Raw genomic sequence first — 1,236 nt, forward strand, 5'->3', positions numbered from 1 at the left:
CCCAGCTGCAAAGATCTTCGTCTGCAATGTTGGTCACGCTTGTAGTTGTTGCCGTTGTGATCGTGGTTGCCGATGTTGCGGCGGTGGATTCTGTGTCGGAAGCACTGGTGATTGTGGTTATAGTTGTTTCACTTGCGGTAGTGCTTTCCTTTGTCGTTGTGGTTGTTTGAGTTGTTGCAGCCGTTTCGCTTGTAGCAGTTGTTGCCTTAGTTGCAGAGGTTGTTCCGCTTGTGGCAGTCGTTGCCTCAGTTGTTGCGGTTGTTTCGTTTGTGGTAGTTTCTTCGGTTGTTGCGGTTGTTTCGTTTGTAGTAGTTTCCCCAGTTGTTGCACTTGTTTCGCTTGTGGTAGTAGTTTCTTCGGTTGTTGCAGTTGTTTCGTTTGTAGTGGTTTCTTCGGTTGTGACAGTTGTTTCGCTTGTAGCAGTTGTTGCCTCGGTTGTTGCGGTTGTTCCGTTTGTGGTAGTAGTTTCCTCGGTTGTTGCGGTTGTTTCGTTTTTGGTAGTAGTTTCTTCGGTTGTTACAGTCGTTTCGTTTGTGGTAACTGTAGTTGCCTTGGTTGTTGCGGTTGTTTCGCTGGTAACAGTCGTTGCCTTGGTCGCAGAAGTCGTTCCGCTGGTGGCAGTCGTTGCCTTGGTCGCAGAAGTCGTTCCGCTGGTGGCAGTTGTTGCCTTGGTCGCAGAAGTCGTTCCGCTGGTGGCAGTCGTTGCCTTGGTCGCAGAAGTCGTTCCGCTGGTGGCAGTTGTTGCCTTGGTAGTGGCAGTTGTTTCCTTTGTTGTGGAAGTTGTTTCGTTTGTAGTAGTCGTCGTTGTCGTAGTAGCAGTTGTGGTGGTCGTTGTTGTGGTAGTGGTCTGTGCATTTACCACAACCGTGCCGGTCACAACATTATAGTTCTCGCTGTCCTCCGGGGTGAACTCCCATGCCAGGGTGTTCTTTCCAGCGATCAGTTTCTTGAGCTTGCTGACGATCTTCGCTGCACCCTTAGTGCTGTCCTTGCTGATGCTCAGCCCCAGTTTTTCCACCAGGTCGCCCTCGGTGTGGCTGTCGCCGTCTACGGTCACTTTCACCGTCGGGTCAGCCTTTGCCACCAGAAAATGCAAGGTCAAGTTTGCGGTATTGCCGTTTTTCGCGGTGAATGTAAAGGTCACGTCCTTGCCGTTTGTGTACACCTTTGCAGGCTTGCCGGAAAGCTTACCGCCGTCCAGTTGCATGCCGTCCAGCATGGTGGAACCAGTTGCAA

At 51.2% G+C, this 1,236-nt stretch carries 1 protein-coding gene; it reads right to left on the reverse strand.

Annotated elements, in window-relative coordinates; genetic code table 11:
- Nucleotides 1–1,236: hypothetical protein (locus tag RUMCAL_RS15355; RefSeq protein WP_021681362.1), on the reverse strand; the 1,236-nt coding region annotated here is incomplete at both ends.

Origin of the sequence: Ruminococcus callidus ATCC 27760 (genome assembly GCF_000468015.1) — a bacterium.
Lineage (GTDB): Bacteria > Bacillota > Clostridia > Oscillospirales > Ruminococcaceae > Ruminococcus_C > Ruminococcus_C callidus.